Here is an 18,651-nt window from a genome sequence, read left to right as displayed (position 1 = left end):
ATCGCGTATTTTTACGGGTTTGTTTTGGCGTAAGCTTTGTGCTCAATACGCCAAATCTGTCGCGTTTGGGAGGAGCACCGGATGAGCGCAGCCAACATCTATGAACAGCATCTGGACAAAGGTCCGGCGAATTTCACTCCGCTGTCTCCGCTGAGCTATATCGAGAGGACAGCGGCGGTTTATCCGGATTATCCAGCCGTTGTTTACGGGGACCGGAGGTATACTTGGGCACAGACCTATGCCCGCTGTCGCCAGATGGCCAGCGCACTGGCAGCCCGAGGGGTCGGGCAGGGCGACACGGTTTCGATCATCGCCGCCAATATCCCCGAACTTTACGAGGCGCATTTTGGTGTGCCCATGGCAGGTGCCGTCCTCAACGCGATCAACACGCGGCTGGATGCACCGATCATCGCTTTCATCCTGAACCATGCCGAGGCCAAGGTTCTGCTGGTCGACCCCGAGTTTTCGGGTGTTGTGAAACAGGCGCTGACGGAGGTCGACCATGACGTGCTTGTCATCGACATCGAAGACTCCAGCTTTGACAGCGGTGAGCGGCTGGGTGATCTGACCTATGAGGGACTGCTGGCTGAGGGCGATCCTGAATTCAACTGGTCTCTGCCCTCAGACGAATGGGACGCGATCACGTTGAACTATACCTCGGGCACCACCGGCAACCCCAAGGGCGTGGTCTATCACCATCGCGGCGCGGCGCTGAACGCGACCTCGAACATCCTGACTTGGGGCATGCCGCAGCATTCGGTCTATCTGTGGACCCTGCCGATGTTCCATTGCAACGGCTGGTGCTTCCCCTGGACGATGGCGGCCAATGCGGGCACGTCCATCTGTCTGCGCGCGGTGCGGGATGAGCCTATCTATCGCGCCTTCCGTGAAGAAGGAGTGACCCATTTCTGCGGCGCGCCAATCGTGCTGAACATGCTGGCCAACGCGCCGGATCATCTCAAGGATTTCAGCCAGCAGATCAAGGTGATGACCGCAGGTGCCCCACCGCCCGCCAAGGTGATCGAGGCGATGGAGGGGATGGGGGTCGAAGTCACCCATGTCTATGGCCTGACCGAGACCTACGGGCCTTCTGTTGTCTGCGCCTGGAAAGACGAATGGAACGACAAGGAGGCCAAGGATCGCGCCGCGCTGAAGGTTCGTCAGGGCGTCAAGTACGTGGCGCTCTCGGGTCTTATGGTCGCCGATCCCGAGACGCTTGAGCCCGTGCCCTCGGATGGTGAGACCATGGGCGAGATCTTCATGCAGGGCAACATCGTCATGAAGGGCTACCTCAAGAACGCCGATGCCACCGATAAGGCCTTCAACGGGGGATGGTTTGCCTCGGGCGATCTGGGTGTGATGCACCCGGATGGCTATATCGCGCTGAAGGATCGGTCCAAGGACATCATCATCTCAGGTGGCGAGAATATCTCATCTGTCGAGGTTGAGGATGTACTCTACAAGCACCCGGCTGTGATGGAGGCTGCGGTTGTGGCCCGTCCGGACGAAAAATGGGGCGAAACACCCTGTGCCTTTGTCGAGCTAAAACCACAGGCAGAGGCGAGTGAGGCTGACATCATCGCCTTCTGCCGTGACCACATGGCCCATTTCAAAGCCCCCAAGACTGTTGTCTTCGGGGCGCTGCCAAAAACCTCGACCGGGAAGATTCAGAAGTTCATCCTGCGCGATCACGCACGCGCGTTAAGTTAGTCAAAGATCGACAGATCAAGCTCCAGCATCTCGCCCATCCAAATGGCGCGATCCCGGTGATCTGCCAGGTGGTCACCGGTCTCGGGGTGGGTGAAGATGGTCAGGCCCTGACGGTTCAGGATCAGCCAGGGAAAGACCTGATCGAAGGCCTCGGCTGGAAAGCCCAGCTGGCAACTCCAGCGCGGATGTGGCCCGACATTACGCGCATGCATGCGGCCCATCTGCACGGCAGGGAACAGGCGCGCGGCCTCTTCGCAGACCTGCTGCGCGGTGTCTTGCGTGCCGGCGTCGAAATAGACATGGGCGTGATAGCCGGTGATCTCGGGCATGGTGGTCTCCGTATGTCGTTACAGGGCAACCTAAGGATCAGCTAAACCCTTTGGCACCTGCATTGCCACACAGACCCTGTGCACCGGTCAGATGGGGGCGTGCAAGTCCGGATGCGCGGCGGCAAAGGCCGGGTGATCCGAGCAAACAGCCTCGACCGCCAACAGGCGCGGCATATCGGACAGATCGACCTCCCAACGGCGGGCATTGTAGAGCTGCGGGATTAGGCAGATATCGGCCAGACCGGGTGTGTCGCCAGTGCAGAATGGGCTCTGATCGAATTTACCCAGCAACGCCTCGAACGCCAGCAGGCCGGGGCGAATGAAATGGCGCATCCAGTCGCCGGGCATATCACCTGTACCATCGCTCAACTGTGTGGCGTGGCGCGCAACTGACAGGTTGCAGACCGGGTGGATATCCACCGCGATGCTATGTGCTAGCGCCCGCGCCGCCGCCCGCCGGGCTGGATCCTGCGGCAGCAGACCCAGCTGCCGGGTCTCGTCCAGATAGTCGAGGATCGCCAGAGACTGCGTCAGGCGCACCCCGTCGATGTCCAACACGGGGACCAAGCCTTGCGGATTGCGCGCCAGATGATCCGGCGCGCGATGCGCACCACCAACCAGATCTATCACCACCGGGCGATAGGCGATGCCCGCCAGATTCAGCGCGATCCGCAGCCGGTAACTGGCAGAGGAACGCCAGTAGTCATAAAGAACAACTTCGGTCATTCCCCGATCAGTCCTTGCTCAGTTCCTTGGCGTGCAGCCAGTCGGCGTGCTGAGGCGCCTTCTTGGTGCGCGACCATTCTTCCAGCATGTCCCATTTCACCGAATCCAGCCGGGCCAGCATCGCCTCTTCCTCGGGGTCGGGGCAAGCCAGTTCGACGCGGTGCCCGTTGGGATCGAAGAAATAGATCGAATGAAAGATCGAATGGTCGGTGACGCCCAGAACTTCAACCCCATTGGCCTCAAGATGGTCCCTGAAGGCGATCAGTTCATCGCGGTCTTTCACCTTGAACGCGATATGCTGTACCCATTTGGGCGTATTCGGATCACGGCCCATTTCAGGCTTTGTCGGCAACTCGAAAAACGCCAGCACATTGCCGTTTCCGGCGTCTAGAAACAGGTGCATGTAAGGGTCGGGTTCATGGGTGGAGGGCACATGGTCTTCGGCAATAGCCAGAATGAAATCCATGTTCAGCATCTTGCCGTACCATTCTACGGTCTCTTTCGCGTCCTTGCAGCGATAGGCGACGTGGTGGATCTGTTCGATTTTCATGACGCTTACTCCTGTTTCAACGCAGCGGCGTCCAGCGCCTGCTTAAGCACGGCGTTGTCGCCAATATGGTTTGCCAGCACCAGCACCAGCCGCGCATTCAGCGCGTCGCTGTCGGCTTGGTCCAGCCCTTCATGCGCCGCCAGCAGGTCGGCATAGAAATCATCCGCACGGGTCAGGTTGGGTGAGAGGATCAGATCGGCCATATCGCTTACTCCTTGCCTGTGGCGCGGCGGACCGCGTGCCGGAATGCGTTTTCTTCGTAGGTGTCGCGGCGCGCAGCCACATGCTGATCGGGCCGGATCAGATAGACCGCGCTGGTGGCATCGCCCAGATAGCGATGTTTCAACGTCAGAGTGGGATCATCCTTGATCGACAGAGCCAGACGTTTGACGGTGATCCCATCTACCTCGATCTCATCCGGGGCGTCCGCGTCGATGGTCAGCAGAGTGAACTCTCCGGCCAGCTTGGGCAGCAGGAAGCCATCGCCCAAAGGCGCATCGGGGCAGGGGGCACCCGGTCGGGTCTGTGCTGGTCCGTTCAGTGCGTCGGCAGAGTTCAGAGGTGACCCGTCATAGACACAAGGCACGCTCAGGCGGCCGGAATTCACCAGGGGCCGCGCGAAATCGTAATGTTCGCTCAAGTCCAGCACGGCGTCGCGGAAAATCCGGGACATCTGTGATTTCGGCGTAATGAAATCGGTGGACCGGGTCGAGTTCAGGATGTTCTCATCCGCGCCCTGAATACGTTCGGAATCATAGCTGTCGAGTAGTGTTTCAGGGGCCTCGCCGTCAATCACCAATTTTAGCTTCCAGCACAGGTTGTCCGTATCCTGTAGGCCCGAATTGGCACCACGCGCGCCGAATGGGCTGACCTGATGCGCGCTGTCACCTGCAAAGATCACGCGGCCATGGCGGAATTGTTCCATCCGGCGGCATTGGAATGTGTAGATACTGACCCATTCCAGTTCGAACTGGACATCCTCGCCCAGCATCGCCTTGAGACGCGGGATCACGTTTTCGGGGCGCTTTTCGCGCTCCTTGTCAATATCCCAGCCCAGCTGAAGATCGATGCGCCAGACGCCATCGGGTTGCTTGTGCAGCAGCGCGGACTGGCCCTTGTTGAACGGAGGGTCGAACCAGAACCAACGCTCCGAGGGGAAGTCGGCCTCCATGATCACATCGGCGATCAGGAAGTTGTCTTCGAACACGCGACCGACGAAATCCTTTCCCAGCATCGCCCGCATGGGTGAGCCCGCGCCATCGCAGGCGATGACCCAATCGGCCTCGATGGTGTAGGAGCCTTCCGGGGTTTCCACCTCAAGCTTGACGTGATCGGGATGGGTACCCACTGCCTCGACCTTGTTGCGGCCGCGGATTTCGATGGGCGCGCCTTGCGCTTGCAATTCGCGCACGCGGTCGACGAGGAACTGCTCGAAATAGTATTGCTGCAGGTTGATGAAGGCGGGTCGCTGATCGCCGCTGTCGGGTTGCAGGTCGAACTCATAGACCTGGCGTTCGTCGAAGAACACCTTGCCCTTGTTCCACAGCACACCCTTGTCGACCATCGGCTGGCCACAGCCCAGACGGTCGAGAATTTCCAGCGGTCGTTTGGCGAAACAGATGGCGCGGCTGCCGAAGCTGACCTTGTCATTATCGTCCAGCACCAGCACCTCTACCCCTTGCTGGGCCAGATCGATCGCGGCGGCCAGACCCACCGGACCGGCCCCGACAACGATGACCTTGTGGCGCACGGGCGCGGGCGCGGATTGGTCCGGGCTGGCCTCGTAGGCGTAAAGTGGAACTTCGAAAATCTTGTTCACGGTCTCTCTCCCAGTTCTGGTGCAGCGGGCACACCTCATCTGTTCTCCGGCGGGATAGCGCCGGAGGGTTGGTCTTAGCGTTTCACTGTCAAATCCGGGCCGCCACGATCTGGATCAAATCCGGCCCGGAATTCTTAGCCCTGCAGGGCCTCCCACATCTCGAGATCGCGTTGGGCGGTCCAGATGCAGGGTGTGTCGATGCCGCGCGCCTCGTCATAGGCGCGGGCGACGTTAAAGGGCAGACAATGTTCGTAGATCGCGTAGTCGGCGAACTTTGGATCGCATTCGGCACGCACGGCGTCCCAGGCTTCTTTCAGGGAACCACCGCGTGCCGCAACTTTGGCTGCCGGCCGATAGGTGCTTTCGACAAAATCGCGGGTGTTTTCGATCGCCGCATTGACCATGTCTTTACCGACCAGAGCGTCGCCACGTCCCGGAGCGATGGCGTCCACGTCAAACCACTTGATCTCATCCAGCGTATCGCCCCAGTCGCTGAAATGTCCGTCGCCGCAATAGCAGGCCGAGTGGTATTCGACGATATCGCCGGTGAACATGACGTTCTGATCGGGCACATGGATCACGATATCGCCCGCCGTATGGGCGCGACCCAGATGCATCAGGTCGATCCGGCGGTTGCCCAGATAAACCGTCATCGTGTCGCTGAAGGTGGTGGTGGGCCATGTCAGGCCGGGGATGCTCTCATGCCCCTCGAACAGGCGCGGGAAGCGTTGGAATTCACTGTCCCAGTCCTCCTGACCACGCTCGACCACCATGGAACGGGCCATGTCGGACATCAGGATCTGTTGTGCGCCAAAAGCGCTGGCGCCCAGCACGCGGACGGCGTGGTAATGGGTCAGCGCCACGTGGGTGATCGGTTTGTCGGTCACCGAGCGCACGCATTCGATCACCTTGTTGGCCAGACGCGGTGTTGCCTGTGCCTCGACAATCATCACGCTGTCGTCGCCGATGATCACGCCCGAATTGGGGTCGCCTTCAGCGGTGAAGGCATAAAGCCCTTCGCCCACCTGGGTGAACGAGATTTTCTTTTCCGACATGTCCCCCTGGGACGCAAATGCCTTGGCCATATCAGTGATTTCCCTTCTAGACAGCGACTGGCTTTGATGATGTTGTCGCCATATGTTTGAACGTCGATTTTTGCCTTATTGGGCAACCGCTTGTGTTGTCATTGCCTGCGCCATCATCCTGCTGTGGATGGGGCGCGAACCGATTTGCAAATGTGGTTATGTCAAGCTGTGGCATGGTGAAACCTTCAGTTCCGAAAGCTCGCAGCACCTGACCGATTGGTACACGCCCAGCCATATCATTCATGGTTTTCTGTTTTACGGTCTTTTGTGGCTGGTGGCGCGCCGCCTTGCCGTTGGCTGGCGGTTGTTCATCGCCACCTTGATAGAAGTCGCGTGGGAGATTTCCGAGAACACCAATGCCGTGATCGAACATTACCGCACGGTCACGATCTCGCTGGACTATTACGGCGACAGTGTCGTCAACTCGATCGCCGATATTGGCGCGATGATGCTGGGCTTCTGGTTGGCCCGTCGCCTGCCGATCTGGATGACCGTCACCATCGCGCTGGGGTTCGAGATCCTGACCACCACGCTGATCCGCGATGGCCTGACGCTGAACGTGCTGATGCTGCTCTATCCGATCGAGGCCGTTAAGGACTGGCAGAGCGCGCTCTGAATATGTGGGCCGAACCTGCATCAATCTCTGGCGAACGGATTTTCGAGCGCGGGCAGAACGGTGCCCGTACAGTCACCGAAGCCGATGGTATAGCCATCGCCTTTGGCGGCAGCGGTCAGGGTCAGAGTATCCCCGTCCTCGATGAAGTTGCGGGTTTCGCCAGTGTCGAGCGTCAATGGCTCCTTGCCGCCCCAGCTCAGTTCCAGCAATGAGCCGCGCTCCGGTTTGGTCGGGCCCGAGATGGTGCCTGACCCCAACAGATCGCCAGTATTCATCGGACAACCCGAAGTCGTATGATGCGCCAGTTGTTGTGCCGCCGAGTAATACATCTGGTTGTAGTTGGTGCTTGCGATGGTCGTCGGCCCCTGACCTTCGGGGGCCATGGTGATCGATAGGTCAATGTCATAGAGCATCGGACCGCAGTCTTTCAGGTGATCCAGCAACTCAAACTCGCGCGCGGGCGTATCGCAGCGGAAGGGTTCGAGCGCCGCTTTGGTCACGATCCATGGGCTGATCGAGGTTGCCGTCGCCTTGGCCTGAAACGGTCCAAGCGGCTGGTATTCCCAGGCCTGAATATCGCGTGCCGACCAGTCGTTCAGCAGTACATAGCCGAAGATGTTGTCATCCGCCTCCTGCACTGAAATCGGGCCATCCGAGGGCGTGCCCACGATTGCGCCCATCTCCAGCTCGATATCAAAGCGGCGGGAGGGCAGGAAAGCAGGCAGCTCCTGATCGGGGGATTTTAGCTGACCCCACGGGCGGCGGATATCGGTGCCCGAAACGACAACGGAAGACGCGCGCCCGTTATAGCCGATGGGGATGTGCAGCCAGTTGGGGGGCAGCGCATTTTCGGGGCCGCGGAACATTGTGCCGACATTGAAGGCGTGGTTCCGACCCGCGTAGAAGTCGGTATATTCGCTGACGGCAAAAGGCATGTGCATCTCGGCATCGCTCTGCGGGATCAGCAGCGCCTCGATCTTATGTTGCTCGTCCCGGCCGTCGGCCAGAAGCGCCGTGAGGCGCTCGCGCAGGGCGGCCCAGACGGCGGGGCCTTCCTCCATCAGCGGGTTCCAGAAGGGCAGGTCGAACAGTGGCTCGTCGGACAATGTGATGAGCCCGTCGGCCTCGGCAGCAGTCACGTCGAAAATCATGTCGCCGATGGCGACGCCGCAACGGGCTTCGGTGGTTTCGGTCGAGAACACGCCATAAGGCAGGTTGTTTAGCGGAAACGGGTGGTCGGCGGAGTTGGCCGATGCGACCCAGGATTTCATCAAAGGCATGTGACGTCCTTATGTCTTTCAGTTACGAGGCAGCGCGCAGGGATTTGATGCCCAGCAGAACCGCCGCCAAAATCATGAAGCTGCCCCCGATCCGGTCGAGCCAGAGCCGTGCAGGCCCCTGCAGCCGCCGCGCCAGCCAACTGGCGCTGGCGCCATAGGCCATCAGGAACAACCCGTCCATGATCAGGTAGGTGGCCGAGAGGATGGCAAATTGCGGCCAGAAGGGCAGCGCGCCATCAATGAATAGCGGAAACAGAGCAGCAAAGAAGACCACCGCCTTGGGGTTTGCGGCAGAGGTGATAAACCCTTGCATCCACAGCGTCTTGCGGCTGGTGCGCGGGGCTTCGCCGGTGGCGGCGGTGCGGGCTTTCAGGATTTGCTTGACGCCGAGAAACACCAGATAGGCCACGCCCAGCCACTTGATCACTGCCAACGCGGTCCCCGATGTGGCGATCAGGGCGGCCAGACCCAGCCCTGCAGCCAGCATCTGCAGGAAATTGGCCGTCAGATCTCCGGCAGCCGTGAACACTCCCCTTCGCAACCCGTTGGTTGCCGAGTTCGACAGCATCAGCAATTGGCTGGGTCCGGGTGTGCTCATCAGCAGCAGGACGGTCAGCACATAGGTTATCCAGGTCTCAATGCTCATTTTTTGCCCGGCGTCCCGTCGAATTTCTTCTCAATGTCGCTCCAGCAGTCGATGTAGTCATCCTGCAGTGGGGCCTCGGTCGCGGCAAAGGCGGTCAGGTGCTGCGGGAAGCGGGTTTCGAACATGAAGGACATGGTGTTCTCCAGCTTATCCGGCCCGAGGTTCGAATTTGCCGCTTTCTCAAAGGCTTCCTTATCCGGTCCGTGCGGAATCATCATGTTGTGCAGGCTCATGCCACCGGGGATAAAGCCCTGCGGTTTGGCATCGTACTGGCCGTAGATGTTGCCCATCAGCTCGGACATGATGTTCTTGTGGTACCAGGGCGGGCGGAACGTGTCCTCCATCACCATCCAGCGTTCGCGGAACAGGACAAAGTCGATATTTGCCGTCCCCGGCTGGCCTGAAGGCGCGGTCAGCACGGTAAAGATCGACGGATCAGGATGGTCGAACAGGATCGCGCCGACCGGACAATAAGTGCGCAGGTCGTATTTATAGGGTGTGTAGTTGCCATGCCATGCCACAACATCCAACGGGCTATGACCGATCTTCGTCGTGTGGAACTGCCCGCACCATTTTATCGTTACCGTCGAGGGCACCTCGCGGTCTTCAAACGCTGCCACCGGGGCCTTGAAATCACGCGGGTTGGCCATGCAGTTGGCCCCGATCGGCCCGCGCCCGGGCAGTTCGAATTTCTGCCCGTAATTCTCACAGACAAAGCCGCGCGCCGGGCCTTCCAGCACCTCCACCCGATAGAGCAGCCCACGCGGGATGATGGCGATTTCCTTGGGCTCCAGATCGATGATGCCCATTTCCGTGGCAAAGCGCAGACGGCCCTCCTGCGGCACCACCAGCAACTCGCTGTCAGCCGAGAAGAAATAGTCATCCACCATCGACTCGGTAACCAGATAGATATGGCTGGCCATGCCGACCTGCGTATTCACGTCTCCGGCGGTGGTCATGGTGCGCATACCGGTCAGCCAGGTCAGACCCTCATCCGAATGTGGCACCGGATCCCAGCGGTATTGTCCCAGCGAAATCACGTCCAGATCAACGCAAGGGGCCGATTTCCAATAGGGCAGGTCGATTTTCTCATACCGATGCGAATGCTTCACCGAAGGCCGGATGCGATAGCACCATGTACGTTCGGGAGGATTGGCGGTGAAGGCTGTGCCGCTCAGCTGTTCGCCGTAAAGGCCGTAGTTACATTTTTGCGGGCTGTTCATCCCTTGCGGCAGCGCGCCGGGCAGGGCTTCGGTCTCAAAGTCATTGCCAAAGCCGGGCATATAGCCGGGATGGGTGCCAACAGGCGTACTGGCCTGGGTCATCTTATGCGGATCGGTGGGGCGATTCATCGGACGCTCCTTCAAGTTGCTGCTTGTCGGATAATAGTTGATTTTGTAACTAACAAGAATGACCCAGCAGAATAATGACGAAAAAGATGAGTTTGATCTGCGAAATTTCCTGCCATTCCTGTTGAATCAGGCGGCCGAGGAAAGCTCGCTCGAGTTCCAGCGCGTCTATAAGAACCGCTATGGTATGCTGCGCACCGAATGGCGGGTGCTGTTTCACCTTGGCAATTATGGCGAGATGACCGCAAAGGAGATCGGGCTGCGGGCCAAAATCCACAAGACCAAGATCAGCCGCGCGGTGCGCAGATTGGAACAGCGCCGTTATCTGCAACGTTTGCGGGATGAGAACGACCGGCGGTCCGAGCAGCTGTCGCTGACACATTCGGGCCAGGCCGTGTATCGTGAGCTGCGCGACATAGCACGCGACTATGACGCAAAGCTGGCGGCGCGCTTCGCCACCGGCGAGGCGGCGCTTTTGCGGATGATGCTGCGCCGCTTGGCCGAGATGGATTGACGCACTGGTAATTTGAGGCCGCCGCGCCCAGATCAACAGCAGAACGGACACAGGAAGGTGAAATGACAGCCACGGACCCCAACGCGGCGAAATCCCATGCTTTGATCGACTGGCTTGTGACACGCGGCCTGGAAGGGGCGGACAAAGAAGCGCTGCTGGATGGCTATTGCAATCAACTGGTCGAGCTAGGCGTTCCGCTGATGCGGTTTCACGCGGCCCAACCGGCGTTGCATCCCGTCTATGGCGGCACCGGCTACAGCTGGTATCAAGGACGCGGCGGGGATTTTCAGACCTTTGAATACACCGAAGAGCCCAGCGAGGTCTGGAAGAGCAGCCCGCTCTTCGTCATCCTCAACGATGATGTCGACTCCGTCCGTGAACGATTGGTCGACCAGAATGAACCCAGCCGTTTTCCCCTGCTGAACGAACTGCGGGAACACGGCGCGACGGATTACTACGCCACCGGCGTCAGTTTTGATGTGCCAACCCATCGCGGTGCGCGAGATGCAAAAAGGGCCATAAACGGTGTGCTTATGTCTTGGGCCAGCAATGCGCCCGAGGGATTCCGCGACGATGATCTGGAGCTGATCAATAGCGCGCTGCCTCATTTAGGATTGGCGCTGAAGTCAGCTTCGAATGCGCGCGTATCGAAGGATCTGATGCGTGTCTATCTGGGGCGTGATGCCGGGCAGCGGGTCTTGTCTGGCGAGATCCGCCGGGGATCATTGCAGCAGATCGATGCGGTGATCTGGAACTTTGATCTTGAAGGCTTCACCAGCCTGTCCGAGGATTTGCCGGGCACCGAGGTCATCGACATGCTGAACGATTACCTCGCCGTGGTGGTGGAGGTGGTGCATCAATGCGATGGCAACATCCTGAAATTCATGGGCGACGGCGTGATGGCGATGTTTGACGTCGGCGAGATCGATGCCGATGCCCGCGCGGCGCTGGGTGCGGTGACCCTGTTACAGGACCGGATGGCCGAATTGAACGCGCAGCGCACATCCCATGGCCAGCCTGTGTCGAACTACACATTGGCCCTGCATTCGGGTGAGATCCTCTATGGCAATATCGGCTCTGACACCCGGCTGGATTTCACTGTAATCGGTCCTGCAGTCAACCAGACAGCACGGATCGCGGGGATGCATCGCTCACTGGGGCAGCGCATCCTGATCTCGGACGACGTCGCACGCGCGGCGCAGCCCTGCGAACAGGAACTGATTTCGGTCGGGCGTTACATGCTGCGCGGAGTGGCAGAGCCGAAAGAGCTGTTTACGGTGTATGGCGCAGGCGGCGGTGAGAGATAGCGCGATCTGTATCCGCAGAAGTGGGAACTGCCGAGTTTTCGCAATCTTATGACCGGGCAATCGGGACGCAGTATGCGCCAAAATGATCTAGAAATCGATCTCAACACCCGGCAGGTTCAGCTCTTTCATCATGTCGCGCAATTCCTGCCGCGCGGCGATGTTCGAGATGTTGAGCTGTTTGACCCCGATATCCTTGAGGTCCAGCAAGGTCAGGCCACGTGGGAACAGCTCGCGGAAAATGACCCGCTCGGAAAAGCCCGAGGCGATGCGGAAACCGATGCGCTGTGACAGCATCTCGATCGCGCGTTGCATCTTCTCCTTGTTGACCATGCGCTGGGTCCCGACCCGGTTGCGCACGACCACCCAGTCAATCGGCTTCAGCCCCGCCTGCGCGCGCAACTGGCGAGCATTCCAGACCATCTCGGAATAGACAGATGGTCCAAGGATTTTCTCGCCCTTGGAATCGATCCGCGCCAGCAGATCGAAATCGATGAAACTGTCGTTCAGCGGCGTGATCAGCGTATCGGCCAGCGAGTGCGCCACCTGACTCAGTCGCGTATGCGAGCCGGGGCAGTCGATCAGGATAAAATCGCTGTCGCTTTCCAGTTCCGCCACAGCGGCTGAGAGGCGATGGTCATAGATGTTCTCGCCCGGTTTCAACATGCTGGCGTCGATCTCGGGTAGATCGTGATGGCGCGGGCTGGGCAGGGACAACTCCGAGCCATTTAGGAAGTTCAGGCGGTTTTCAAAATAGCGCCCCAGACTGCGCTGGCGCAGGTCCAGATCCAGGGTGCTGACCTTGTGCCCCAGCCGCGCCAGAGCGGTGGCCACATGCATCGACACGGTCGATTTACCTGCGCCGCCCTTTTCGTTCCCGACCACAATGATATGTGCCATGCCTGTATTCCCAAGTCCCGCCGTGTTTGCCCACACGTTGTTGCCTGCCACTATATGTTGTGTGGACGGCGAAGGAAAGGACCTCGGGCGTCTCTGAGGGACAATATCAGAGACGATTTTGGAAAACCAAGCAGCGGGCGGGGCTTAGCGCGAACACTTGTCAAATTGCCCCCTCTGTTTCACTGTCCGGACATGGCAACCGCGATCGAGGACTGTCTTTGGATCACCTGTTTCTGAACGTCCTGAACGTGGTTTTGCCGGTGCTGATCTGCGCTGGAATCGGTTATGGGCTGGCCCTGATCAAAGCTCCGTTCGACAACAAAGTTATTGGCGGGATTGTCTCGAAGGTGGGATATCCGACGCTGATCATCTCTCATCTTTCGACCACAAAGATCGCGGTCGGGACTTTTCTGGACCTCATGACGGCGGCTGCTCTGGCCATCGCAGGCTTCGGCGTGATGGGGTTTGTGCTGCTCAAGCTGCTGCGGCTGCCGGTCCGCGCTTTTTTGACCCCGTTGATGCACGGCAATGTGGGCAACATAGGCTTACCGATCACCCTGTTGGCGCTGGGTGACGCGGGGATGGCCTACACAATGGCCTTTGTGGTGGTGGTCCTGATCAGTATTTTCACTGTTGGCATGTGGATACCGGCCGGGGAGTTTTCACCCAGGAAGCTTGCGACCTCTCCGATCATCTACGCGGTGGCCTTGTCTCTGGTGCTGATGGCGACGGGTCACAGCTTGCCGCAGCCGATTTCCAAGTCCTTTGACATTCTGGGCGGGCTTTCAATTCCGCTGATGTTGTTGACGCTTGGGCATACCCTGGCGACACTGCGCATCAAAAGCCTTGGCCGTGCCGTTCTGCTGACGGTTTTGCACCTAGGGCTGGCCATCGTCATCGCCAGCACATTGGTCTGGACGTTCGGATTTACCGGGGCGGAACGCGGGGCGGTCATTCTCTGTTGCCTGATGCCATCATCCGTGGCGACCTATCTGTTCATCGACCAGCACGTGCCTGAATATGCGCCGGATGTGGCCGGCTTTATACTGGTGTCGACACTGGCGACGATCCTGGTGCTGCCGCTGGCGTTGTCCTACTGGATTTGACGCCCTATGCCTGAACGTAGAAAAATGCTTTAATGCCCGTGTGTTAAATTGGCGGCGCGCTGCGATGGCGCGCGGCTTTCTGCAGGGGGGAGCAATGTCGACCAATCAACCCGATGGCGGATCTGTTGCGGGTGGCGCGCGCATGGTGCTGCTGATGACGGCCATTTGCATGATGGTTGTCGGGTTCAACACCACGGCCGTTGCAACCATCCTGCCCAATCTCAAGGCCGAGTTCGATCTGACCCCCTCGGGCCTGCAATGGGTGATGGCGGCCTATACGGTGGCCAGCGCGACGCTTGTGACCATCGTCAGCCGGTTGGGGGATATCACCGGCAAGATGGGCGTGTTTTTCTTTGGTATGATCGTCTTTGCTGTCGGATCGACCCTTGCCCTGATTTCGCAGGATGCGACGATGATCCTGATTGGGCGCGGTGCGCAAGGGGCAGGGGCTGCGGCGCTGTTCGGTACATCCCTGTCCATCCTGACCGCCGCCACGCCCGAGGACCAGCGTGCAAGCGTCACCGGTGCCTGGGGAGCGATTGTCGGCCTTGCCATCGGCGTCGGCCCCATCGTTGGCGGCGCCTTTGCGCATTATGTCAGTTGGAGAGCCGTGTTCGCCACGGATCTGGTGCTGCTCGCCATTGCCTTTGTGATCGGGCTGCAAGTCAGCAAACACAAATATGTCCCGGACATGCGTCAGGCCGATGCCAGATTCGACTATGCCGGGGCTATTGCCATGATCCTGCTTCTCGGCCCACTGTCCTTTGCACTCAGCAATGGGGAAAGCAGGGGGTGGGGGACGGCCCTGACATTGGTTCCGCTGGCTGTTTCGGCCTGCGCGGTGGTGGCGCTCGTCCTGACGTCCCGACGCAGCCGGGACCCGCTGATCGAGCTGCGATACTTCCGTCATCCTCGCTACTTCATGGCGGCGGCCGGAATGTTCTTCACCGGCTTCACGCTTTTTGCCTTCTTTGTCTACTTCAATGTCTTCGTCCAATCGCCCGATGCATTCGGATACTCCGCGATTGGCGCAGGCAGTGCGATCCTGCCGCTCAGTATCAGCATGTTCATCATATCCGTCACCGCGCCGCGATTCCTGGCGCCCTACAGCTTTCAATGGCCGGTCGCGCTGGGCATGGGGTTCATGGCCTGTGGATTTCTGCTGTTGATGACGACCACGAACACCACCAGCTATTCGGGGATATGGTGGAAACTGGTCATCGTCGGGATCGGTCTGGGGATCGGCTTTTCGCTGCTGCCCCGCCTCGGTCTGCGCCTGCTGCCCGAAGAACATGTCGGCCAGGGATCAGGCGTGATCAACGCATTCCTGTATTTCGGAGCGACCCTGGGCGCGGTTGTCGGAGGACTGGCCGAATCCATCACCATCCGCCGAGGGCTGTCCGAGGTCATCGATGCATTGCCCGCAGGGTCCACCCAACGTGCCGACCTAGCCCATGCTCTGACGCATGGCACTCCCAGTCAGGTTCAGCAACTGATCACGGGGCTGGACCCGGATAGCGGCGCACAGCTGGCCAAAGCATTGCGCGATCTTCAGGATAACGCCTTTGACAGCGCAATGCTGGTCGCTGCAATCGCGGCAATCGTGGCGATGCTGCTTGCGCTGATGTTGCTGAAGGGACCCGTCCCACCTGTTCACAGCGCGGTGGATCTGACCAGGGACTGACGGCCCAATGGTTCCCTTGTGACGACCGATCAATCGGCCTAAGCTTTTGCCATGTGTGGAAAATTTGCAGCCGGTCATCTGACGCAGCGGGAAATGCTGGCGATTATCGAATATTTTCTCTACGGCAAGGTCTCGCCTCATCTGCCCGAACAACTGCCTTCGGGCGGGTACAATGTGTCTCCCACCAATCGGGTTGGTATTGTCCGTTGGGACGGTGAGAGGGCTGAGTTGGCCACGGCGCGCTGGCAGATCAAGGACCCGCGCAGCAAGAAGCCGATGATCAATTCGAAGATCGAAAATGTTAGCTTCTGGCAGGAATATTGGAACAAGGGGCGCTGCCTTATCCCAGCGCTGGGCTATTATGAATGGCCCAAGGATCAAGGCCATGATTGCCCGCTCTACATCACGGTTCAGCGCAACGCCCCAGCAATGTTCTTTGCCGGGTTCTATCGAACCGTTGACGGCAGCCACAGCTGCACGATCCTGACCCGCACACCCAGCCCGCAGATCGCGCATATTCACAACCGAATGCCGGTGATCCTAACCCCGGATGAGATCGAAAACTGGCTTTCCGGCGTTACGACGGCGCAAGAGGCGCAGCAATCGTTGGGCACACATTACGAGGGCCGGTTTGAATATCACACCGTAAAACCCATCAAGCGCGGTGCCGAGGGCGAGGATATGATCGAGCCGTACACACCCCCTGTACAGACTAGGTTTGATTTCTGAGCCTGATGTAAAACGCGGCAGGCTAAAACAAAGAAGGCCGCCCAAAGGGACGGCCTTTCGCATGTCAAACGGCTTAGGCTTAGAAACCCAGACCTTCGTATTTCTTCTTGAACTTCGACACACGGCCGCCGGCGTCCATCAGACGCGCGCCGCCCCCGGTCCATGCGGGGTGCACGGAGGGGTCGATTTCCAGGGCCAGCTGGTCGCCCTCGGCGCCCCAGGTGGATTTCATCTGAACCACGGTGCCATCGGTCAGTTTGACGTCGATGACGTGATAATCGGGATGGATGTCTTTTTTCATCTTTCCGCTCCTTACGCCTCGGCGCCAGCCTTGGGCTTGTAGTTGGTGACCTCTGCGATACGTGCGGATTTACCACGACGGGTGCGCAGGTAGTACAGCTTGGCGCGACGGACGCGGCCACGGCGGACAACGGTGATGCTGTCGATGTTGGTCGAGTACAGCGGGAACACACGCTCCACGCCTTCGCCAAACGAAATTTTGCGGACGGTGAACGATCCGGCGATGCCTTCGCCGTTCTTGCGCGCGATGCAGACGCCTTCGTAGTTCTGCACACGGGTGCGCGACCCTTCGGTCACCTTATAGCCGACACGGATGGTGTCACCGGCTTTGAAGTCGGGGATGTCTTTCCCCAGGGCGGCAATTTGTTCCGCCTCAAGCTGTGCGATCAGGTCCATCGCATTAACTCCTATCTGCTCGTGGTTGGTCCACGAAGTTTGGGCACGGCCTGAGAGCTCTTGGTCTTCATCGGGTCCTGCGTACAGCCCGCCAGAGATCAGATCGAATGTTCCTTTGGTCCGGTCCGCCCTGACGCGCCTTGGCTGAAGAAAGCCGGGCGTCACGCCATGATGCAAACCAAAACACCGGAGTCGCGCAAAGCCACACCGGATTGCGGTGCTTTACGGGCTTTGAGGGCAGGGATCAAGCCTAAACTGCTATAATTCGCGACCTGTGGCGGTGGGTTTTTGCCGTCGCGCAAAAGTATCGTTGCCTTGTCCGCCCGATCAGGCATTTTGGAGGCAATTACAAGAGCAGATTTGAGATATTCCAGATGATGCGCAAAGCCCTCCTGCTGGCTGCCATAGCCCTTGCCGTTCTCTCCTGCGGTCGCCGCGGCCCCGCCCCCCAGACCGTCGAGCCTCAGGCCTTTGCGGACACGACGCCTCCTGCAGTGATCTTCCCTGCGTTCGGGGATGCCGACCCGCACCCGTGGGAAGGGCGGCATCCGGGGCATTATCCGGTGCATGGTCTGGACGTGTCGCGCTGGCAGGGTCCAATCGACTGGCGCACCGCCCGTGCTTCGGGCGTCAGCTTTGTCTTCATCAAGGCGACTGAAGGCGGGGACTTCACCGATCCGATGTTTGAAGAGCATCGGCGCGGGGCACAGGCGGCAGGTGTGCCGTGGGGCGCTTACCACTACTACTATTTTTGCCGTCCCGCGGCGGAACAAGCCCGGTGGTTCATCCGCAACGTGCCCAGAGGGGCCGACCTGCCGCATGTCCTCGATATGGAGTGGACGCCTCATTCCAAAACCTGCACCCTGCGCCCCGATGGCCGCACGGTGCGGTCCGAGGCGCAAAAGTTCCTCGATATCCTCGAACGTCACTATGGCCGCCGCCCGATCGTCTATACGACCGTGGATTTCTATCAGGACACCGATATCGGTCGCCTGCCCAAAACCGAGTTCTGGTTGCGCTCGGTCGCGGGCCATCCCCGCAACGTCTATCCGCGCGCAATCTGGCGGTTCTGGCAGTACACCGGCACCGGGCTGGTGCCGGGTGTGCAGGGCAAGGTGGACATCAACACCTTCAACGGCGCGCCTGAAATCTGGGCGCGGTGGAAGGCGGGGACACCTTAAGTTGTTGGCACGCCATAGGTTTCGATTGTGCCACCACTCACAAGGTGGTCAAGCCGACGCACACGCTCCTCTCCGACCGAATCTCGCAGCCAGAAACGCTCACCAGCAGTCAGGTCGCGGCGCTCGAACCCACGTTCGGTCATGCAGCGATCGACCTGATCAATTTCACCCTGACGGCGCAATTCATGCCGACCGGTATAGGCGGTAACTGAACCGACCAAAACCGATGACATCAGAATGAAAGCAGGGTATGCACCAATCACAGCAGCATTGCCGCCGATATCCGCTTCTGAGGCACAATACTCAACCGCCACCCGGGCCGAGTGCAGGTTATGCCCCGCCTGCGTGGGTACCGACATTTCAAGAGGTTTGGTCGTGCAGGCCGAAACCCCAAGCACAGCCAGACAAATGATTTTCTTAATCTAAC

Annotated in this window: 21 protein-coding genes; 8 read left to right on the top strand and 13 right to left on the bottom strand. The window is 59.4% G+C overall.

Going from position 1 to position 18,651, the window contains the following annotated elements; translation table 11 throughout:
* Nucleotides 1-81 precede the first annotated feature (81 nt).
* A complete protein-coding gene (locus ACR3EM_RS11120) occupies nucleotides 82-1,710 on the top strand; it encodes an acyl-CoA synthetase (RefSeq protein ID WP_480470760.1) in 1,629 nt (542 codons plus the stop codon).
* On the opposite strand, the gene ACR3EM_RS11115 is transcribed toward ACR3EM_RS11120, so the two are convergent.
* From ACR3EM_RS11115 to ACR3EM_RS11090, 6 genes are all read right to left on the bottom strand, one after another.
* Nucleotides 1,707-2,039 (bottom strand): DOPA 4,5-dioxygenase family protein, encoded by a 333-nt coding sequence (locus ACR3EM_RS11115; protein WP_480470759.1) that lies wholly within the window; start codon nucleotides 2,037-2,039, stop codon nucleotides 1,707-1,709. The two genes, ACR3EM_RS11120 and ACR3EM_RS11115, sit on opposite strands and share 4 nt — an antisense overlap.
* Before the next feature lie 87 nt (nucleotides 2,040-2,126).
* Complete coding sequence (gene maiA, locus ACR3EM_RS11110) at nucleotides 2,127-2,765, bottom strand: maleylacetoacetate isomerase (protein WP_480470758.1); 639 nt, start codon at nucleotides 2,763-2,765, stop codon at nucleotides 2,127-2,129.
* Nucleotides 2,766-2,772: 7 nt separating this feature from the next.
* A complete protein-coding gene (locus ACR3EM_RS11105) occupies nucleotides 2,773-3,315 on the bottom strand; it encodes a VOC family protein (RefSeq protein ID WP_480470757.1) in 543 nt (180 codons plus the stop codon).
* 5 nt (nucleotides 3,316-3,320) lie between these two features.
* Nucleotides 3,321-3,518, bottom strand: a complete 198-nt coding sequence (locus ACR3EM_RS11100) for a DUF2783 domain-containing protein (protein WP_480470756.1) — start codon at nucleotides 3,516-3,518, stop codon at nucleotides 3,321-3,323.
* Nucleotides 3,519-3,523: 5 nt separating this feature from the next.
* Nucleotides 3,524-5,134 carry an FAD-dependent oxidoreductase gene (locus ACR3EM_RS11095; protein WP_480470755.1) on the bottom strand — a complete coding sequence of 537 codons (1,611 nt, stop codon included), beginning with the start codon at nucleotides 5,132-5,134 and terminating at the stop codon, nucleotides 3,524-3,526.
* Between the two features lie 134 nt (nucleotides 5,135-5,268).
* A complete protein-coding gene (locus ACR3EM_RS11090) occupies nucleotides 5,269-6,219 on the bottom strand; it encodes an MBL fold metallo-hydrolase (RefSeq protein WP_480470754.1) in 951 nt (316 codons plus the stop codon).
* Between the two features lie 52 nt (nucleotides 6,220-6,271).
* Here ACR3EM_RS11090 and ACR3EM_RS11085 point away from each other — a divergent pair, with 52 nt between their 5' ends.
* A complete protein-coding gene (locus tag ACR3EM_RS11085) occupies nucleotides 6,272-6,835 on the top strand; it encodes a DUF2585 domain-containing protein (RefSeq protein ID WP_480470753.1) in 564 nt (187 codons plus the stop codon).
* Between the two features lie 20 nt (nucleotides 6,836-6,855).
* On the opposite strand, the gene fahA is transcribed toward ACR3EM_RS11085, so the two are convergent.
* The 3 genes from fahA to hmgA are packed head-to-tail and all read right to left on the bottom strand — an operon-like array spanning nucleotide 6,856 to nucleotide 10,113.
* Nucleotides 6,856-8,115: a fumarylacetoacetase gene (gene fahA / locus ACR3EM_RS11080; protein ID WP_480470752.1), complete on the bottom strand. Its 1,260-nt coding sequence runs from the start codon at nucleotides 8,113-8,115 to the stop codon at nucleotides 6,856-6,858.
* 22 nt (nucleotides 8,116-8,137) lie between these two features.
* The gene (locus ACR3EM_RS11075) at nucleotides 8,138-8,761 is read right to left on the bottom strand and encodes a LysE family translocator (RefSeq protein ID WP_480470751.1); all 624 of its coding nucleotides are present in this window, start codon (nucleotides 8,759-8,761) and stop codon (nucleotides 8,138-8,140) included.
* The gene (gene hmgA, locus ACR3EM_RS11070; protein WP_480470750.1) at nucleotides 8,758-10,113 is read right to left on the bottom strand and encodes a homogentisate 1,2-dioxygenase; all 1,356 of its coding nucleotides are present in this window, start codon (nucleotides 10,111-10,113) and stop codon (nucleotides 8,758-8,760) included. Before hmgA ends, ACR3EM_RS11075 begins: the two co-directional genes overlap by 4 nt.
* Nucleotides 10,114-10,171: 58 nt before the next feature.
* On the opposite strand from hmgA, the gene ACR3EM_RS11065 reads away from it, so the two are divergent.
* Together ACR3EM_RS11065 and ACR3EM_RS11060 are read left to right on the top strand one after the other, a co-directional pair.
* A complete protein-coding gene (locus ACR3EM_RS11065; RefSeq protein ID WP_480470749.1) occupies nucleotides 10,172-10,624 on the top strand; it encodes a MarR family winged helix-turn-helix transcriptional regulator in 453 nt (150 codons plus the stop codon).
* Between the two features lie 62 nt (nucleotides 10,625-10,686).
* Entirely contained in the window at nucleotides 10,687-11,931 is a 1,245-nt protein-coding gene (locus ACR3EM_RS11060; protein WP_480470748.1) for an adenylate/guanylate cyclase domain-containing protein, read from the top strand.
* An 87-nt stretch (nucleotides 11,932-12,018) separates the two neighbouring features.
* Here ACR3EM_RS11060 and ACR3EM_RS11055 read toward each other — a convergent pair whose 3' ends face one another.
* Nucleotides 12,019-12,828, bottom strand: coding sequence for a division plane positioning ATPase MipZ (locus ACR3EM_RS11055; protein ID WP_480470747.1), 810 nt, complete (start codon nucleotides 12,826-12,828; stop codon nucleotides 12,019-12,021).
* A 218-nt stretch (nucleotides 12,829-13,046) separates the two neighbouring features.
* Between ACR3EM_RS11055 and ACR3EM_RS11050 the strand changes: the two genes are divergently transcribed.
* From ACR3EM_RS11050 to ACR3EM_RS11040, 3 genes are all read left to right on the top strand, one after another.
* A complete protein-coding gene (locus ACR3EM_RS11050; RefSeq protein WP_480470746.1) occupies nucleotides 13,047-13,934 on the top strand; it encodes an AEC family transporter in 888 nt (295 codons plus the stop codon).
* Nucleotides 13,935-14,028: 94 nt separating this feature from the next.
* On the top strand, nucleotides 14,029-15,618 hold the full coding sequence (locus tag ACR3EM_RS11045; protein WP_480470745.1) for an MFS transporter: 1,590 nt from the start codon (nucleotides 14,029-14,031) through the stop codon (nucleotides 15,616-15,618).
* A gap of 51 nt (nucleotides 15,619-15,669) precedes the next feature.
* Nucleotides 15,670-16,347: an SOS response-associated peptidase gene (locus ACR3EM_RS11040; protein WP_480470744.1), complete on the top strand. Its 678-nt coding sequence runs from the start codon at nucleotides 15,670-15,672 to the stop codon at nucleotides 16,345-16,347.
* A gap of 79 nt (nucleotides 16,348-16,426) precedes the next feature.
* Here the strand turns inward: ACR3EM_RS11040 and rpmE are convergent, their stop codons facing one another.
* Nucleotides 16,427-16,648 (bottom strand): 50S ribosomal protein L31, encoded by a 222-nt coding sequence (gene rpmE / locus ACR3EM_RS11035; RefSeq protein ID WP_420586214.1) that lies wholly within the window; start codon nucleotides 16,646-16,648, stop codon nucleotides 16,427-16,429.
* Between the two features lie 11 nt (nucleotides 16,649-16,659).
* Entirely contained in the window at nucleotides 16,660-17,043 is a 384-nt protein-coding gene (gene rplS, locus ACR3EM_RS11030; protein WP_170575547.1) for a 50S ribosomal protein L19, read from the bottom strand.
* A 377-nt stretch (nucleotides 17,044-17,420) separates the two neighbouring features.
* Here rplS and ACR3EM_RS11025 point away from each other — a divergent pair, with 377 nt between their 5' ends.
* Nucleotides 17,421-18,224, top strand: coding sequence for a glycoside hydrolase family 25 protein (locus ACR3EM_RS11025; protein ID WP_480470743.1), 804 nt, complete (start codon nucleotides 17,421-17,423; stop codon nucleotides 18,222-18,224).
* On the opposite strand, the gene ACR3EM_RS11020 is transcribed toward ACR3EM_RS11025, so the two are convergent.
* Nucleotides 18,221-18,583, bottom strand: coding sequence for a hypothetical protein (locus ACR3EM_RS11020; protein WP_480470742.1), 363 nt, complete (start codon nucleotides 18,581-18,583; stop codon nucleotides 18,221-18,223). The genes ACR3EM_RS11025 and ACR3EM_RS11020 overlap by 4 nt on opposite strands.
* Nucleotides 18,584-18,651: the final 68 nt, after the last annotated feature.

Source organism: Ruegeria sp. AH3 (genome assembly GCF_056536265.1).
This window is presented reverse-complemented; position numbering and strand designations above follow the sequence as displayed.

Excerpts from the sequence above, each read along its gene's own strand:
- ACR3EM_RS11120 (WP_480470760.1), top strand. The coding sequence starts at position 82 with ATGAGCGCAGCCAACATCTATGAACAGCATCTGGACAAAGGTCCGGCG.
- ACR3EM_RS11115 (WP_480470759.1), bottom strand. The coding sequence starts at position 2,039 with ATGCCCGAGATCACCGGCTATCACGCCCATGTCTATTTCGACGCCGGC.
- maiA (WP_480470758.1), bottom strand. The coding sequence starts at position 2,765 with ATGACCGAAGTTGTTCTTTATGACTACTGGCGTTCCTCTGCCAGTTAC.
- ACR3EM_RS11105 (WP_480470757.1), bottom strand. The coding sequence starts at position 3,315 with ATGAAAATCGAACAGATCCACCACGTCGCCTATCGCTGCAAGGACGCG.
- ACR3EM_RS11100 (WP_480470756.1), bottom strand. The coding sequence starts at position 3,518 with ATGGCCGATCTGATCCTCTCACCCAACCTGACCCGTGCGGATGATTTC.
- ACR3EM_RS11090 (WP_480470754.1), bottom strand. The coding sequence starts at position 6,219 with ATGGCCAAGGCATTTGCGTCCCAGGGGGACATGTCGGAAAAGAAAATC.
- ACR3EM_RS11085 (WP_480470753.1), top strand. The coding sequence starts at position 6,272 with ATGTTTGAACGTCGATTTTTGCCTTATTGGGCAACCGCTTGTGTTGTC.
- fahA (WP_480470752.1), bottom strand. The coding sequence starts at position 8,115 with ATGCCTTTGATGAAATCCTGGGTCGCATCGGCCAACTCCGCCGACCAC.
- ACR3EM_RS11075 (WP_480470751.1), bottom strand. The coding sequence starts at position 8,761 with ATGAGCATTGAGACCTGGATAACCTATGTGCTGACCGTCCTGCTGCTG.
- hmgA (WP_480470750.1), bottom strand. The coding sequence starts at position 10,113 with ATGAATCGCCCCACCGATCCGCATAAGATGACCCAGGCCAGTACGCCT.
- ACR3EM_RS11065 (WP_480470749.1), top strand. The coding sequence starts at position 10,172 with ATGACCCAGCAGAATAATGACGAAAAAGATGAGTTTGATCTGCGAAAT.
- ACR3EM_RS11060 (WP_480470748.1), top strand. The coding sequence starts at position 10,687 with ATGACAGCCACGGACCCCAACGCGGCGAAATCCCATGCTTTGATCGAC.
- ACR3EM_RS11055 (WP_480470747.1), bottom strand. The coding sequence starts at position 12,828 with ATGGCACATATCATTGTGGTCGGGAACGAAAAGGGCGGCGCAGGTAAA.
- ACR3EM_RS11045 (WP_480470745.1), top strand. The coding sequence starts at position 14,029 with ATGTCGACCAATCAACCCGATGGCGGATCTGTTGCGGGTGGCGCGCGC.
- ACR3EM_RS11040 (WP_480470744.1), top strand. The coding sequence starts at position 15,670 with ATGTGTGGAAAATTTGCAGCCGGTCATCTGACGCAGCGGGAAATGCTG.
- rpmE (WP_420586214.1), bottom strand. The coding sequence starts at position 16,648 with ATGAAAAAAGACATCCATCCCGATTATCACGTCATCGACGTCAAACTG.
- rplS (WP_170575547.1), bottom strand. The coding sequence starts at position 17,043 with ATGGACCTGATCGCACAGCTTGAGGCGGAACAAATTGCCGCCCTGGGG.
- ACR3EM_RS11025 (WP_480470743.1), top strand. The coding sequence starts at position 17,421 with ATGCGCAAAGCCCTCCTGCTGGCTGCCATAGCCCTTGCCGTTCTCTCC.
- ACR3EM_RS11020 (WP_480470742.1), bottom strand. The coding sequence starts at position 18,583 with ATGTCGGTACCCACGCAGGCGGGGCATAACCTGCACTCGGCCCGGGTG.